General features: G+C 68.2%; 13 protein-coding genes. 1 reads left to right on the top strand and 12 read right to left on the bottom strand.

Annotated elements, in window-relative coordinates; translation table 11 throughout:
- Positions 1-12: 12 nt before the first annotated feature.
- The 12 genes from ACFRAU_RS20275 to ACFRAU_RS20220 form a co-directional block, all read right to left on the bottom strand.
- Positions 13-849, bottom strand: a complete 837-nt coding sequence (locus ACFRAU_RS20275) for an IclR family transcriptional regulator C-terminal domain-containing protein (protein ID WP_378001223.1) — start codon at positions 847-849, stop codon at positions 13-15.
- Positions 850-971: 122 nt separating this feature from the next.
- Positions 972-1,655: a 3-oxoacid CoA-transferase subunit B gene (locus tag ACFRAU_RS20270; RefSeq protein ID WP_378001222.1), complete on the bottom strand. Its 684-nt coding sequence runs from the start codon at positions 1,653-1,655 to the stop codon at positions 972-974.
- A 1-nt stretch (position 1,656) separates the two neighbouring features.
- The gene (locus ACFRAU_RS20265; protein WP_378001221.1) at positions 1,657-2,364 is read right to left on the bottom strand and encodes a 3-oxoacid CoA-transferase subunit A; all 708 of its coding nucleotides are present in this window, start codon (positions 2,362-2,364) and stop codon (positions 1,657-1,659) included.
- Positions 2,365-2,367: 3 nt separating this feature from the next.
- Entirely contained in the window at positions 2,368-3,582 is a 1,215-nt protein-coding gene (locus ACFRAU_RS20260; protein WP_378001220.1) for a thiolase family protein, read from the bottom strand.
- Between the two features lie 79 nt (positions 3,583-3,661).
- Positions 3,662-4,180: a 4-carboxymuconolactone decarboxylase gene (pcaC, locus tag ACFRAU_RS20255; protein ID WP_378001219.1), complete on the bottom strand. Its 519-nt coding sequence runs from the start codon at positions 4,178-4,180 to the stop codon at positions 3,662-3,664.
- Positions 4,177-4,995 (bottom strand): alpha/beta fold hydrolase, encoded by an 819-nt coding sequence (locus ACFRAU_RS20250; protein ID WP_378001218.1) that lies wholly within the window; start codon positions 4,993-4,995, stop codon positions 4,177-4,179. Before ACFRAU_RS20250 ends, pcaC begins: the two co-directional genes overlap by 4 nt.
- Positions 4,988-6,514: a lyase family protein gene (locus ACFRAU_RS20245; RefSeq protein WP_378001217.1), complete on the bottom strand. Its 1,527-nt coding sequence runs from the start codon at positions 6,512-6,514 to the stop codon at positions 4,988-4,990. The genes ACFRAU_RS20250 and ACFRAU_RS20245 overlap by 8 nt, the downstream gene beginning before the upstream one ends.
- Complete coding sequence (gene pcaG / locus ACFRAU_RS20240; RefSeq protein ID WP_377995859.1) at positions 6,511-7,101, bottom strand: protocatechuate 3,4-dioxygenase subunit alpha; 591 nt, start codon at positions 7,099-7,101, stop codon at positions 6,511-6,513. Before pcaG ends, ACFRAU_RS20245 begins: the two co-directional genes overlap by 4 nt.
- The gene (pcaH, locus tag ACFRAU_RS20235) at positions 7,094-7,942 is read right to left on the bottom strand and encodes a protocatechuate 3,4-dioxygenase subunit beta (protein ID WP_378001266.1); all 849 of its coding nucleotides are present in this window, start codon (positions 7,940-7,942) and stop codon (positions 7,094-7,096) included. The genes pcaG and pcaH overlap by 8 nt, the downstream gene beginning before the upstream one ends.
- Before the next feature lie 83 nt (positions 7,943-8,025).
- Positions 8,026-9,948 (bottom strand): bifunctional sugar phosphate isomerase/epimerase/4-hydroxyphenylpyruvate dioxygenase family protein, encoded by a 1,923-nt coding sequence (locus ACFRAU_RS20230; protein ID WP_378001216.1) that lies wholly within the window; start codon positions 9,946-9,948, stop codon positions 8,026-8,028.
- On the bottom strand, positions 9,948-10,829 hold the full coding sequence (locus tag ACFRAU_RS20225) for a shikimate dehydrogenase (RefSeq protein WP_377995861.1): 882 nt from the start codon (positions 10,827-10,829) through the stop codon (positions 9,948-9,950). Before ACFRAU_RS20225 ends, ACFRAU_RS20230 begins: the two co-directional genes overlap by 1 nt.
- A gap of 160 nt (positions 10,830-10,989) precedes the next feature.
- Complete coding sequence (locus ACFRAU_RS20220) at positions 10,990-11,820, bottom strand: IclR family transcriptional regulator (RefSeq protein ID WP_378001215.1); 831 nt, start codon at positions 11,818-11,820, stop codon at positions 10,990-10,992.
- A gap of 227 nt (positions 11,821-12,047) precedes the next feature.
- Here ACFRAU_RS20220 and ACFRAU_RS20215 point away from each other — a divergent pair, with 227 nt between their 5' ends.
- The gene (locus ACFRAU_RS20215) at positions 12,048-13,367 is read left to right on the top strand and encodes an MFS transporter (protein WP_378001214.1); all 1,320 of its coding nucleotides are present in this window, start codon (positions 12,048-12,050) and stop codon (positions 13,365-13,367) included.
- Positions 13,368-13,459: the final 92 nt, after the last annotated feature.

Here is a 13,459-nt window from a genome sequence, read left to right as displayed (position 1 = left end):
CGTCGACAGGGCCTAGCGTCCGCTGGAGAAGTCCGCCGAAATTCGCTCAGCCGTGGTCACGATTTCCTTGCGCACGGATTCCAGATAGGCATCGCGATCCGGCTTGGCGGCCACAGACTGTGCCTGCAGAGACACGTTAACGGCCGCCACGACCTTCGGGCCGTGATAAACAGGTGCGGCCACGGACATCAGCCCCAGCTCCAGCTCCTGGTCCAGCAGGCACCAGCCCTGGGCCCGGACCTTGTCGAGGACGGCCAAGAGGTCCTTCACGGTGCCGACCGCGCGCGGGGTGAGCGGTTTGATCTCCGCCGCGGCCAGGTATTCCTTCAGCTGCTCCGGGGGGAGCCCGGCGAGCAGCACCCTGCCCATCGATGTCGCATAGGCGGGGAACCTGGTGCCTACGGTGATGCCGATGGTCATGATCCGGCGCGTGGTGACCCTGGCGATGTAGGCAATGTCTGTCCCGTCCAGCACCGCGGCGGAGGTGGACTCACCGAGCTTCAGCGACAGCTCCTCCAGGTGCGGCTGGGCCAGTTGCGGCAGGGAGAGCCCGGAAAGGTAGGCATAGCCGAGCTGAAGCACCTGGGCCGTGAGCGCGAAGGTCTTGCCGTCGGTCCGGACGTAGCCGAGTTCCACCAGCGTGTGCAGGAAACGCCGGGCCGTGGCGCGGGTGAGATCGGTGCGGGCAGCAACCTCGGTGAGCGTCATGTCGGCGTGTTCGGTGTCGAACGCGCGGATGACCGCCAGCCCGCGCGCGAGCGACTGCACGTACTGGTCGCTGGCCGCCGGCGCCCCATCCTTGGGCGGGCGGCCGGCCCGGGGCGTGGTCCCTGCTGCTGCGTCGGTCATGGTTACCAATCCTATTAGCGCGAACGAACACTTAAGCCCCGCCCCGAAGCGCGAACTGGCAGCTAATGCCCTCAGATCGGGGATTTGAGGGCATCTGCTGCCAGTTCGCGCGGTGATGGAGGCTAATGCTCGACGGCGGGGGCTGCAGTGAGGGGGACGGGCACCAGGGCCTGGAGTTCCTCGAGGGTGCAGCCGAAGGTTTCGCGGACGCGGACGCCGTCGGGGCCGGTGAGGAACACGGCTTTGTCGGTGTAGACGCGGGTCACGCAGCCCACGCCGGTCAGCGGGTAGGTGCAGGATTCCACGATCTTGGAGGCGCCTTCGCGGGTCAGGAGTGTCATCATCACGAACACGTCCTTGGCGCCGGTGGCGAGGTCCATCGCGCCGCCCACGGCGGGGATCGCGTCGGGGGCGCCGGTGTGCCAGTTGGCGAGGTCACCGGTGGCGGAGACCTGGAACGCCCCGAGCACGCAGATGTCCAGGTGTCCGCCGCGCATGATCGCGAACGAGTCGGCGTGGTGGAAGTAGGACGCGCCCGGGAGTTCGGTGACGGGGATCTTGCCGGCGTTGATGAGGTCCTCATCAATCTGGTCCCCGGTGGCCACCGGTCCCATGCCCAACATGCCGTTCTCGGTGTGCAGGGTGATGTTCTGCTCCGGCTGGAGGTAGTTCGAGACCAGCGTGGGCTGGCCGATCCCCAGGTTCACGAACGAACCCGGTGCGATGTCGCGGGCCACCAGCCGGGCGAGGTCGTCCCGGCCCAGCGGGATTTCGGACGTCTGGATGGACATTTCTACAAGGCTCATCTCAGGCCACCTGTCCTTTCAGGTCAGTGCCGGCGGCTGCGGCACCGCTGGAATCAATACGGACGATGCTGTTGACGTAAATGCCGGGCGTCACGACGTTCTCCGGGTCCAGCGAACCGGTCGGCACGATCTCGGAAACCTGCACGATGGTGTGCTTCGCGGCGGCGGCCATGATCGGGCCGAAGTTCCGGGCCGTCTTTCGGTAGACCAGGTTCCCCACGCCGTCGGCCTTCAAAGCCTTGATCAGGGCGACGTCGGCGTGGATGGGTGTCTCGAACACCTGGCCGCGGCCGTCGATGATGCGGGTTTCCTTGCCCTCGGCCAGCATGGTGCCGTACCCGGTGGGGGTGAAGAACCCGCCGATCCCGGCCCCGGCGGCGCGGATCCGTTCGGCCAGATTGCCCTGCGGGACAAGTTCGAGTTCGATCTGCCCGGCCTTGTACTTGGCGTCGAAGTGCCAGGAGTCGGACTGCCTTGGGAAGGAGCAGATCATCTTCCGGACCCGGCCTTCCTTGATCAGCAAAGCGAGGCCCTGGTCGCCCTGGCCGGCGTTGTTGTTCACCACGGTCAGGTCCGTGGCGCCGGACTCCAGCAGCGCGTCAATCAGTTCGAACGGCTGCCCGGCGTTGCCGAACCCGCCGATCATCACGGTGGAGCCGTCCTTGACGGCCGCGACGGCCTCCCCGACCGTGTCAACGAAATTCAGCATCTCTTAGCCCTTCACTCCAGCGGTCACGTTTTCGAGGACGACGGCGAGGCCCTGGCCGACGCCGATGCAGATCGCCGCGACACCCCACCGCTCGCCGGAAGCCTGCAGGGAGCGGGCGAGGGTGCCCAGGATCCGGGTGCCGGAGGCACCCAGCGGGTGGCCCATCGCGATCGCCCCGCCGTGCCGGTTCACGATTGACGGGTCGATGCCCCAGGCGTTGATGCACGCCAGAGACTGCGCGGCGAACGCTTCGTTAAGTTCGACGGCGCCCACCTGGTCCCAGCCGATGCCCGCCTTCGCGAGGGCCTTGTTCGCCGCCTCCACCGGGGCGAACCCGAAGAACTGGGGGTCGTTGCCGTGCGCGCCGCGCCCGGCGATCCTCGCCAGCGGTTCCAGTCCCAGGATCGAGGCGGCGTTCTCGGACCCGATCCAGGCCGCGGACGCGCCGTCGGACAGCGGCGACGCGTTCCCGGCGGTGACCGTGCCGCCCTCAACACCGGCAGCCTCTGCACGGAACACCGTCTTCAGCCCGGCCAGCTTCTCGGCCGACGAACCCGGGCGGATGCTTTCGTCCCGGACCAGGTCCGTGCCCGGGACCGGGGCCACGAGGTTGTCGTAGAACCCCTCGTCCCAGGCCGCGGCGGACAGGTTGTGCGAGTTGGCGGCGAACTCGTCCTGCTGGGCCCGGGTCACCCCGTACTTCTCCCGCAGCCGTTCGGTGGCCTCGCCTAGGGAGATGGTCCATTCCTTGGGCATGGCCTTGTTCACCAGGCGCCAGCCCAGCGTGGTCGAGGCCAGGGTCATGTCCCCGGCCGGGTACGGCTTCTCCGTCTTCGGCAGCACCCACGGCGCCCGGCTCATCGACTCGGCGCCGCCCACCAGCACCAGGTTCGCGTCGCCGGCGTTGATCTGACGGGACGCGATGATCGCCGCGTCCAGCGACGAACCACACAAACGGTTCACCGTGGTGCCCGGGATCGAGACCGGCAGCCCGGCCAGCAGGGTGCCCATCCGGGCGATGTTGCGGTTCTCCTCGCCGGCGCCGTTCGCGTTGCCGAACACCACCTCGTCGATCCGCTCGACATCCAGCTGCGGCGCCCGGCGAACGGACTCGCCGATCACGTGCGCGGCAAGATCATCCGGCCGTACAGCGGCGAGGCCGGAGCCGAACTTCCCGAACGGCGTGCGTACGGCGTCGTAAACAAATGCCTGGTTCATGAATTCCTCGAATTGTCTGTTCTGGGCCCAACTGGGTAGCAGGTGAGGGGGTTCTCAGGGCTGGGAACGCCCTGTGCTGCTACCTAGTTGGGTGGGTGGGGGTGGTGTCAGTTGCAGGGGTGTCAGTTGCAGGGGTGTCAGTTGCTGCGCTGTCCATTGCTGCGCTGTCCATTTCATGGAAGACCTGCTGTGCCGTCTTGAAGGCGGTGTTGGCGGAGGGGACTCCGCAGTAGATGGCGGTCTGCAGCAGGATCTCCTTGATCTCGTCCCTGCTCAGGCCGTTGGTGATGGCTGCGCGGATGTGCATGGCCAGTTCCTCCCAGTGCCCGTGGGCCACCATGGCGGTGATGGTGACGGCGGAGCGCATCTGCCGCGGCAGGCCCGGACGGGTCCAGATGCCGCCCCACGCGATGCGGGTGATCATGTCCTGGAAGTCCTCGGTGAAGGCGTCCTTCTTGGCGTTGGCCCGGTCCACGTGCGCGTCGCCGAGCACTTCGCGCCGGACCACCATGCCGCCGTCGTAAATCTCCTGGCTGGTGGCGTCCGGCTGGACCACGCCGTGGCGCTGGGTGCCGGAAGTTTCGCTGCTCCAGGTCATTTTGCTGCCCCGCGGGATTCGGTCCAGGTGATCAGGCTCCGCATCAGCTCGGCCACGTGGGCCGGCGCCTCGGCGGGCGCCAGGTGCGCCACGCCCTCGAGTGTGGCTGCGGACGCGGTGCCGCCGCCGGCGGTGATGCCGGTCGCCACTTCTTCGGCGAACGACGGCGGGGCCACGCCATCCAGCGCACCCGCCACCACCTGCGTCGGGACGGTGATGCTGCCGAGTTGGTCGCGCACATCGAAGCCGGCCAGTGCCTCGCAGCAGAAGGCGTAGCTGAAGCGGTCGGCGTCGCGCAGGGAGTGCAGGAGCCGGCTGCTGATTTCGGGTTCGCGGTCCATGAATCCGGGCGCGAACCAGCGTTCGGCCGAGCCCTGGATCATCACCGGGGTGCCCTGGCTACGCACGGTCTCGGCGCGTTCCAGCCAGCCCTCGGGGGTGCCGAGCTTGGCTCCGGAGCACTGCACGGAGAGGCTCTTGAGCCGGTCGCCGTGCTTGATGCCCAGCTGCAGTCCGGTGGCCCCGCCCAGCGAGACGCCGGCATAGTGGAACCTCTCACCGGGCGCGATGGAGTCAACAAGCTCGACGACGGCGTCCGCCAGGTCCGCGACGCTGAAGGTTTCCGCGGCGGGGGCAGAGACGCCGTGGCCGGGCAGGTCCCAGGCTACGACGTCGAGGCCGTTGCCCAGAAGTGAGCCGACCTGGGTCCACAGGACCGAGGAGGTGCCGAGCGACGGCCCGACGATCAGGAGCGGTTTGTCCCCCAGCGCGCGCTGGGGGGAAAGCAGCACTGCCTTCACTGCTGGTTTAGCCACGGGAATCTCCGTTTCCGTCTGGTTCGGTTGAAGTAAGCGCAAAATCCGGGAAAGCTGCCAGGATCCGCCGCGAGATCCGGGCTGCCTGACCGAGGTAGCTGGCGGGGTCGAGCAGTTCCTCCAGCCGGGCGTCGGAAAGCCTGTCGGCGGGGACGGCCCCGCGCAGCAGCCGGCGGTAGGTGGCGGCCTGTTCGGCCGGCGGCGCCTGCAGCGTCTTGTCGACGACGGCCTGCAGCTGCTGCTTTCCGTCGGCAACGGATCCGGCAGCGCCGGCTCCGGATGCGGGAAGAAGCGGTGCCACCGCGGCCGAAACGCCCTCGCTGAGCAGCAGCGGGCCGGACAGTTCCAGGTTCCGCCGCATGCCGTCGGGGAAGACCTGCAGGCCCGCCGCGAGTTCCCGCACGTGGCCGGCGGCGCCGAGGGCCAGGGCGAGCAGCTGGCGCAGGGCCGGCCATTCGGTGTGCCACGCACCGTCGGGGCGTTCGTCGTTGAAGGTGGCCGCGGCAAGGTGCAGCTGCGCAGCCAAGCCGGGGGCCTGCAGGGCGGCGCTGCGGACCAGCACGGACAGCACGGGGTTCTGCTTCTGCGGCATCGCCGAGGACACCCCGCGGCCCGGTGCCCTGGGTTCGGCCACCTCGGCCACTTCGGGACGGCTCAGGAACAGGACGTCCGAGGCGATCTTGCCGAGCGCGTCCACCACCGAGCCGACGGCGTCGCCGAGCGACGTCACGGCCAGCCGGCTGGTGTGCCATGGTGCAGGTGCCGCGGCGAGGCCCAGCTGCGCGGCCAGCGCATCGGAGAGTGCAAAGGGGTCCGTGGCGGAACCCGATGTCAGCACTGTACCGGCAGCGAGCGTGCCCGCCGCGCCGCCAAACTGCACCGGCAGCTCCAGCGCCTCGAGCCGGCGTGCCGCAGCCGCCAACCCGTGAAACCACTGCGCCGCCCGAAGCCCGAACGTGAACGGCAGCGAATGCTGGGTCAGGCTCCTGCCGACGCACAGCGTGTCCGCATGCTGTTCCGCGAGGCGGGCGAGGGCCGCCGTCGTGCCTTTCACGTCGGCGAGCAGCGCCGCAACGGTATTGCGGGCCACCAGCATCAGGGCCGTGTCCAGGACGTCCTGGCTGGTCAGCGAGGTGTGCACCGCACGCAGTGCACCAACACCGTTGGCCCCCACATTGGCGGTGTCCAGCGCCCTGACCTGGGTCCGGAGGTCGGCCAGCAGCGGGATCACCGGATTCCCGCCGCCCTGGGCGCGGCGGGAGATATCGGCAAGATCGTACCGGGAGGCGTCGGCGGCGTGGGCCACCACGGCAGCGGAACCGGCGGGAGCAAGGTCATGCTGCTCCAGCACCGCGGCCCAGCCGGCCTCGACGGCGAGGATCGCCGCGAGGACGGCCCGGTCACCCGTCAGGGCCGCCACCAAGGGCGACGCCGATACGGGACTCAGCAGGCCAAAGTCGCCGCCGAGTCCGGCGTCGCCGTAAAGCGCGCCGGCGCCCGCTGCCTGGAAGCCGGTCACTTTGCGGCGCCCCCGGTTCCGGTTCCCTCGAAGTCGAGGAAGACGGTTTCGCCCTCGCCCTGCAGGCGGATATCCCAGGTGAGTCCGCCGTCGGCGTCGCGGCGTGCGATCAGCGTCTTGCGGCGCTCGGGATCCAGCGAGGACAGCAGCGGGTCCTGCGCCAGTGCTTCTTCGTTCTCCGGCAGGTAGACGCGGGTGAAGAGGCGGTTCATCAGGCCGCGGGCAAAGACCGCGACGGAGATGAAGGCAGCTGCGCCGGGTTCGGTGGGGCCGGGGTTGACGGTGGTGAAGGTGTAGACACCGGTGTTGCCGACGGCGCTGCGGCCAAAGCCCGTGAAGGTATAGCCGTCGCGGACCAGGGAACCGGTCCGGTGGACGATGTTGCCCTCGGAGTCCGGCTGCCAGATTTCAAGGATGGCGTCCGGGATCGGGTGCCCGGCGCCGTCGTAAACAGTGCCCTGGAGCCGGATGGAGCCCGGGGATCCGGGGGCCAGCAGTTCGCGGTCCTTGGTGTAGGGCAGGGCGTAGCCGTAGAACGGGCCTACGGTCTGGCCCGGGGTGGGAACAAGCTTGGTGGAGTTACTCATGGTCGTCGCCTTCCGCGCCCAGCGCCTCGTTCTCGGTCCAGGTCCGCTTGGAGCCTGTCAGGACGATGTCCCAGTTGTAGCCCAGCGCCCATTCGGGCTGGGTCAGGTCGTGGTCGTAGGTGGCCACGAGGCGGTCGCGGGCATCCTGGTCCACGATCGACTGGTAGATCGGGTCCAGCGGGAAGAGCTGGTCGCCCGGGAAGTACATCTGGGTGACGATCCGCTGCGTGAACTCCGAGCCGAACAGCGAGAAGTGGATGTGCGCGGGACGCCAGGCGTTGAGGTGGTTCTTCCACGGGTAGGCGCCGGGCTTGATGGTGGTGAAGCGGTAGGAGCCGTCCGGACCGGTGATGCAGCGGCCCACGCCGGTGAAGTTGGGGTCCAGCGGTGCCGGGTGCTGGTCGCGTTTGTGGATGTAGCGGCCGGAGGAGTTGGCCTGCCAGATCTCCACGAGCTGCCCGGCTACCGGGCGGCCGTCGCCGTCGAGCACGCGGCCGGCGACGATGATGCGTTCGCCCTGCGGTTCGCCGTTGTGCTGGATGGTCAGGTCCGATTCCAGCTCGTGGACGTCCTGGTGGCCGAACGCCGGGGAGTACAGCTCGATGGTTTCGGGGTCCGCGTGGTGCAGGCTCTTGGTGGGGTGGCGCAGGAGGCTGCTGCGGTAGGGCGGGAAGTCCAGGCGCGGCTGGGTTTCCGGCGCCGCACCGTCCTTCAGGGCGCGGGCGTAGGCGTCTCCGAGGGCCTTGATCTCCGCGCTGAGATCCTGCTGGGTTTCCACGCGGGGCTTCCTTGCGGGGACGGCCTGCGGGGCGGCCGGGGTTGCGGGTACTGCGTCCGACAGGTCCTCGGTCAGCGCGTCGGCGTTGTACGTTGCGAGGTTCACGTCTTCAGGCACAGCAGCCTCCTTTCAATCTGTGGTGGGAATCAGTGGTTGGTTTGGGTCAGGTCGTGCAGGTGGTCGTACTGGACGGCGTGGCGCACCGGCGCGTTGGGCGCACCGTAGCCGTCGTAGTGGCCGCGGCGTTCCACCATTTCGAAGAACACGCTGCCCACCGTGGCGGTGTAGAAGTGCAGGAACTCGCCGTCGGCGTCGCGGTCGTACAGCAGGTTGAGGTCCCGGAGCGTGTCCAGGAAACCGGGGTCGAGGTCGAAGCGTGCGTCCAGGTCCTCGTAATAGTTCTCCGGGATCTGCAGGAAGGCCAGTCCCCGGTCGCGGGCCGCGCGGGCGGTGGCCACCAGGTCATCCACCGCGAAGGCGATGTGCTCCTGGTAGGTCTTCCGCGGGGCCGACCCCGGGGCCGCGCCGTCCTGCTGGATGACCGGGGCCAGGTTCAGCACCAGGCGCACGTCCCGGTCCGAGGTCTGCATGACCTGCGACCGGACCAGGCCGCTGGGGCTGGCCACTTCGGCGTACGGCTGCGGCTCCAGCGCCAGGGCGCTCGTGTAGAAAAGAACGGCCTCGTCGAAGTGCTGCCACGGCTGGGCCAGGTTCACGTGGTCGATCACCGCCGCCCGGGCGCCGGAGAGTCCCTCACCGGACCCGCGGGTCTGCCCAAATTCAGCCGTCCAGGCGGCGGTGCCGTCCGGGCTGCCCTGGCACAGGAAGATCTCGGTCGAGTCGGGGGCGGCGAAGCCCTGAAACACTTCCTCGTTGGCCTGGCTCTTCCGGGGAACCACGGGGGCCTTGAGCTGCTGGGCGCGGGCCGAGGCAATCACCGGGGAGTCGACGTCGAACCCCAGTGCGGCGATGGCCGGCTCGGCGGCTGCGGGGGCCTGTTCGTTGATGATCACCCGGGCGTGGCCCATGGTCCAGAGCTGGACGTCCTTGGTGCGGTGGCGGCCGTTGAACTCGAAGCCGAGCTGGCCGAGGACCTTTTCGAGCACTCCGGTGTCCGCGGCCTTGACCTCGGCGAAGTTGAAGCCGGCGGGCTCTGCGACCTGCGGCAGGGTGGCCAGTTCCATGGGATAACGACGGCGGGCGGCAGCTTGAGTGCCTGCCGCGCTCCCGTTGGAGGCGGGCGTATTCGTGTCGAGCCACTTGGCGCTCTGCTCCTCCAGCCAGATGAGCGAGCGCATCGCGTCGACGGCGGTGCGTTCGACGTCGGACTGGCGGAAGACGTCGTTGAAGACTTCGAGCGACACCGGCCCGGTGTAGCCGGCGCGGACCACGTGGCCCATGAACTTGGCGAGCTCGAACTGGCCCTCGCCCGGGAAGACGCGGTAGTGCCGGCTCCAGGAGAGCACGTCCATGGAGAGCTTGGGGGCGTCGGCCACCTGGACGAAGAAGATTTTGTCCGCGTTGATGTTTTCGATGGGCGCGGTGTCCCAGTCCCGGGACAGGATGTGGAAGGAGTCCAGGCAGGTGCCGAGGTTGGGGTGGTCCACCTTCTCCACGAGGCGGTGGGCGTGTTCGTAGTCGTTGACGTACTTGCCCCAGGCGAGGGCCTCGTAGGCGACCTTGAGGCCGTGCTCGCCCGCGAGGTCCGCCAGGGCGGCGAGCTGCGCGGCGCGGACGTCGTCGTCGTCGATCGTGGCAGTGGCGACGTTGGAGCAGACCAGGATGGTGTCCATGCCCAGCCGGGACATGAGCCGGAATTTGGCCCCGGCCCGGCGGAGGTTGGCGGCGAGCAGGTCCTCGGCCACGCTGTCGAAGTCGCGGAACGGCTGGTACAGGTCCAGCGTAAGGCCCAGGTCCGCGGCCATCCTGCGGACGTCCTCGGGGCTGAGCGAGGAGGTGACCAGGTCCTGTTCGAAGATTTCGATGCCGTCGAAGCCCGCGATGGCGCAGGCCTGCATCTTTTCCTTCAGGGTGCCGGAGAGGCAGACGGTGGCGATTCCGGTGCGCATCAGACGGCCACCTCTTCGGCGGCGATGAGCTCCAGGAAGTGGGCGCGCATCCGTTCGGCGTCGGGCTCGAGCCCGGTGAAGATGCGGAAGGCGTCGGCGGCCTGGCCCACGGCCATGCGTCCGCCGTCGAGCACCTGGCAGCCCTTGGCCCGCGACTCGCGGACCAGCTCGGTTTCGATGGGGCGGTAGACAATGTCCGCCACCCAGTGCCGCGGCTCCACGAGCGCCATGTCCAGCGGGGTGCCGGGGTGGGCGGCCATGCCCACGGGAGTGCAGTGCACCAGACCGTCAGCGGCGGGCATCAGCTGCGGCAGCTCCGCCGTCGTGCGCGCGGTGACGGTGCGGTCCGGGAAGAAGCCGGCCAGCTCGGCGGCACGTTCGGCGCAGCGCGCCGGATCCATGTCCACGAGCTCCAGCGTCTGCACGCCGGCCGTCAGCAGGGCGTACGCGACGGCGGATCCGGCACCGCCCGCTCCCAGCTGCACCACGCGGTCCAGCTTGGCCCCGGGAAGTCCGGAGGCGAGGGCGGCGGCAAAGCCGGAAAAGTCTGTGTTGTGGCCGATGAACCGGCCGTCCTGGATGACCACGGTGTTGACCGCGCCCAGGCGTTCGGCGTCGGGGGCGATGTCGTCGAGGTGTTCAAGGACCAGTTGCTTGCACGGGTGCGTGATGTTCAGCCCGTTGAAGCCCATCCGGTAGGCGCTTTGCAGCAGGTCGCCGACGGCGGTGGCCGGCAGGTCGAGCTCGTGCAGGTCGATGGGCCGGTACAGGTAGCGGACGCCCTGGAGGTCGCCTTCGCGTTCGTGCATGGAGGGCGAGAGGGACGGCATCACGCCATCCCCAACAAGTCCAATGAGATAGGACTCGGTTCGATTGCTCATGCGTGCGGCTCCTTTGACAACGGCACTCGGCCGGTTCGGGCGCCTGCTGCGCCCCATGCTGGCCGGGTGATACGGATAACAGTACAGGAAAAGTTCATATGATGCACTCTTGTTCTAGATACGAACAATTGCGTTTTTGGCCATTGTTGCCGAGGCAGCCCTAGCGCTGGGGCAGCCTGGCTGAAAGCTCGACGGCGGCCGCCTGCAGGAGGGGGACCAGCGCCACCATCGCTTCCACGCTGAGCCGGAACACCGGAGCGGCCGTGGCCAGGGAGGCAAAGGCAACGCCCTGGGAATTGAAGACCGGCACGGCTATGGCCCGCATGCCCAGCTCGTTTTCCTCATCCATGACCGCGTACCCCTGCCGCCGGACCTTCTCGATTTCGGCGCGGAAGGCATCCCTGTCGGTGATGGACAGGGCGGTCAGGGGCTCCAGCGGAAGCTCGCCAAGCAGCCGTTCGCGGTCCTCATCCTCGGCGAAGGCCACGAGCGCCTTGCCCACGGAGGTGGTGTGGAGCGCGCCGAGAAACCCGGGGTCACTGGTCACACGGAAGGTCTGCGGGCCGTCCACCTTGTTCACGGTGAGGTGGTGCATGCCGTCACGGACGGAGAGGATGGTGGCCTCCCCGGTCTGCTCGGTGACCCGGCGCAGGATGGGCAGCGCCGTGCCGGCGAAGCCGTGGTGGCTTGAGACCGCCTGACCCAGCTGGAAGATGCGCAAGCCGAGGTGGTAGCGGCGGCCGTCAGGCTCGTAGTCCACGAACCCGTCACGGGTGAGCGAGCCGAGGAGCCGGTAGGTGGTGCTGAAGGGAAGGTCCGCGCGGCGGGAAATCTCCGCCGCGCTGGCGCCGCGGGGCTCGTCCCCCAGCAGGACCAGCAGGCCCAGCGCTTTGCCCACCATATCGGTGCGGGACTCCCCCCTGGCGGGCTTTGTTTCTTCAACGGGGGCATCTGGGGAGGCGTCTTCGCCTGTGGCTTCCTTCACACTCATAACCCGATGTTGCCACAATGTGAGAGCTATTTCTAGATCGTGAGCAGGTTTCTTGACAGGTGACTGCCCTCACAGCCATCATTGCTGTATCGCACAAGTAGCTCTCACCATGTGGCTACTCGGTCCGCGTCTTTCCAAGGACCTCCCGCTGCCCCCTCCCCAACCAGGACGGCGGCCCGCGATCCCCGACTTATCCCGCGACAACGTCGTCCCCCTGAAGGAACACCATGAGCCAGACCATCCCGTCCGCCGCGCCGGGCACTGTTGCCCCGGCCGGGACACCGAAGAAGGCAGCCCTTGCCAGCTTCCTCGGCAGCGCCGTCGAGTACTACGACTTTTTTATCTTCGGCTCGGCAGCCGCCCTGATCTTCCCGCACGTGTTTTTCCCGGACGCGGACGCCAACGCCGCCATCATGTCCTTCGCGACATTTGGTTTTGCCTATATCGCGCGGCCCATCGGCGCCGTTGTCCTGGGACACTTCGGTGACCGGGTGGGCCGGCGCAAGGTCCTCATGTTCACCCTGGTCCTCATGGGTGCCTCCACCTTCCTGATCGGCTGCCTGCCGGACTTCAAGACCGTGGGCTGGTGGGCTCCGGCCCTCCTGGTGCTGGCCCGCCTCTGCCAGGGCCTCTCCGCGGCCGGTGAACAGGCCGGCGCATCCTCCATGACCCTGGAGCACGCGCCGGACAACCAGCGTTCCTTCTTCACGTCGTGGACCCTCACCGGCACGCAGGGCGGCCAGATCCTGGCGGCGCTCGTCTTCATTCCGGTGCTCGCGCTGCCGGACGAAATCAAGTACGGCATCGGCTGGCGGATCCCGTTCTGGCTCAGCGCCGTGGTTGTTGTAGTCGCTTTCTTCATCCGCCGTTCCCTGCACGAGCCGCCGGCCTTCGAAGCCGCCCAGAAGTCAGCACAAATCGCCAAGCTGCCCGTGGCGGACCTGCTCAAGGCGCACTGGCGCGACGTCCTCCGGGTGATCTGCTGCGCCTTCATCGCCGCCGTGTCCACCGTGTTCGGCACCCTCGCCATCAGCTACGCCAAGACCGTGGCCGGCGTGGACGGCACCACCACCCTCTGGCTCGTGGTGGGTGCCAACCTCGTGGCCCTGGGCACCCAGCCACTCTTCGGCAAGCTGGCCGACCGGATCGGCCGGAAGCCGGTCTACATCTACGGCGCCCTCTCCAGCGCGGTCCTGGCGCCGCTGTTCCTGCTGAGCCTCGAGTCCGGCAACGTGCCGCTGATGTTCCTGGCCGCCATCGCCTTCTTCTCGTGCGGCTACGCCGCCGCGAACGCCGTCTGGCCATCCTTCTACGCCGAGATGTTCAGCACCAAGGTCCGTTTCTCCGGCCTGGCCATCGGCACGCAGCTTGGCTTCCTGATGGCCGGTTTCGCCCCGGCCATCGTCGCGGCCATGGGCGGCATCAAGCCCGGCGGCTGGGTGCAGATCAGCATCTTCACCGCGGTCATCTGCGTCATCGCAGCCATCTCGGCCCTGACGGCCAAGGAAACCTTCAAGGTCCCAACCAAGCAGCTCGGCCTCAAGTAGCCCGAAGCTCAGCAAACAAACCAATACGACGACGGCGGTCCGCCCCTTTCGGAAGGGGGGGGCCGCCCGCGGGGGTTTTTAAGCCCGACGGG

The organism is Arthrobacter sp. NPDC056691 (assembly GCF_042791415.1).
In the GTDB taxonomy this organism is placed as follows: Bacteria; Actinomycetota; Actinomycetes; order Actinomycetales; family Micrococcaceae; genus Arthrobacter.
The sequence above is the reverse complement of the archived record's forward strand: the minus strand, read 5'-3'. Positions and strand labels throughout refer to the sequence as shown.

Bases quoted from the DNA above. Each gene is read 5' to 3' on its own strand.
- ACFRAU_RS20275 (WP_378001223.1), bottom strand. From the start codon at position 849: ATGACCGACGCAGCAGCAGGGACCACGCCCCGGGCCGGCCGCCCGCCC.
- ACFRAU_RS20270 (WP_378001222.1), bottom strand. From the start codon at position 1,655: ATGAGCCTTGTAGAAATGTCCATCCAGACGTCCGAAATCCCGCTGGGC.
- ACFRAU_RS20265 (WP_378001221.1), bottom strand. From the start codon at position 2,364: ATGCTGAATTTCGTTGACACGGTCGGGGAGGCCGTCGCGGCCGTCAAG.
- ACFRAU_RS20260 (WP_378001220.1), bottom strand. From the start codon at position 3,582: ATGAACCAGGCATTTGTTTACGACGCCGTACGCACGCCGTTCGGGAAG.
- pcaC (WP_378001219.1), bottom strand. From the start codon at position 4,180: ATGACCTGGAGCAGCGAAACTTCCGGCACCCAGCGCCACGGCGTGGTC.
- pcaG (WP_377995859.1), bottom strand. From the start codon at position 7,101: ATGAGTAACTCCACCAAGCTTGTTCCCACCCCGGGCCAGACCGTAGGC.
- ACFRAU_RS20230 (WP_378001216.1), bottom strand. From the start codon at position 9,948: ATGCGCACCGGAATCGCCACCGTCTGCCTCTCCGGCACCCTGAAGGAA.
- ACFRAU_RS20225 (WP_377995861.1), bottom strand. From the start codon at position 10,829: ATGAGCAATCGAACCGAGTCCTATCTCATTGGACTTGTTGGGGATGGC.
- ACFRAU_RS20220 (WP_378001215.1), bottom strand. From the start codon at position 11,820: ATGAGTGTGAAGGAAGCCACAGGCGAAGACGCCTCCCCAGATGCCCCC.
- ACFRAU_RS20215 (WP_378001214.1), top strand. From the start codon at position 12,048: ATGAGCCAGACCATCCCGTCCGCCGCGCCGGGCACTGTTGCCCCGGCC.